The organism is Vibrio sp. JZG120, from assembly GCF_053890955.1.
In genome coordinates, this window is sequence record NZ_JBSRRK010000042.1 from 1 (window position 1) to 1,259 (window position 1,259).

The following is a 1,259-nucleotide window of genomic DNA, read 5'->3' on the forward strand; positions in this document are numbered from 1 at the left end:
CAGAAGTGGTCCCCGATTTTCGGACATGACTTTAAGTGATTGATCTGTTTTGATAGTACCCAGAAATACTGGAGCAGATTATGACTGGAAAACGCAGAAACCACTCTCCCGAATTTAAAGCTAAGGTGGCATTGGCTGCCGCTAAAGGTGATAAAACTGTCGCTGAGTTAGAACAGAAGTACAACCTGCATCCCAACCAGAACTCAACATGGAAGAAAGAGCTGCTTGAAAATGCAGCCATGATCTTTGCCTCTGAAAGTCAGTTGGGCAAAGACAATTCTGAAGAAGTGGACAAACTCCACGCTAAGATCGGTCAATTGACCATGGAAAATGATTTTTTGGCGAAAGTGCTCGGTCGTTAGATCGAGCACAGCGAAAGAGTTCGCTGGATAAATCCACCCAACTACCGATAAAGCGCCAGTGCGAGCTTCTCAATATTGCTCGCTCTACGGCTTATTACCAGCCCATAGGACTTTCTGCTGAGGAGATTGAATTGCGTCGTATGATTGACGAAACTCACCTTCAGTATCCGTTCATGGGCAGTAGGCGTTTTCGAACTGAGCTGGCTAAAAAAAGCCATAAGGTTAATCGCAAGCGTATCGTTCGTATCATGCGTAAAATGGGCATTGGAGCAATTTATCCCAAGCCAAAAACGACACTGGCGAACAAAGCACACAAGGTTTATCCCTACCTATTGCGTGACATCGAAGTTACTTACCCCAACCAAGCGTGGGCAATCGATATCACGTATGTCCCGATGGCTAAAGGGTTCCTCTACCTTGTTGCCATCATCGATTGGTATAGCTGTAAGGTGCTGTCTTGGCGGTTATCTAACACCATGGACTAGCTTTTGTATCGAAGCTCTTGAAGAAGCGCTTAAGCACTACGGACCACCCGATATCTCCAATTCAGATCAAGGCAGTCAGTTTACCAGCACTGAGTTCACACAGAAGTTGATCGACCATAATGTACGGATCAGCATGGATGGGAAAGGTCGTTGGATCGACAATGTTTTCATCGAACGATTATGGCGAAGCCTGAAATATGAGGAGATTTACCTAAAAGCTTATACCACACCTCGTGAAGCCGAGCTTGAAATCGGTCACTACATGGTGTTTTATAATGAGGAGCGTAACCATCAGGGACTCAATAACCTTACCCCTGATGAAGCCTACTTCGGCAGGCAGAGATACGCAGCATGAGCTGGATCAACCACTTAAGGAATTAGCTTATGTGTCCAACCATTGGGGTCCACTTCT

Annotated in this window: 1 pseudogene; it reads left to right on the top strand. The window is 45.7% G+C overall.

The features are described 5' to 3' along the window. Positions 1-80: 80 nt before the first annotated feature. A pseudogene (locus ACWPOD_RS23695) lies at positions 81-1,202 on the top strand (IS3 family transposase). Positions 1,203-1,259 lie beyond the last annotated feature (57 nt).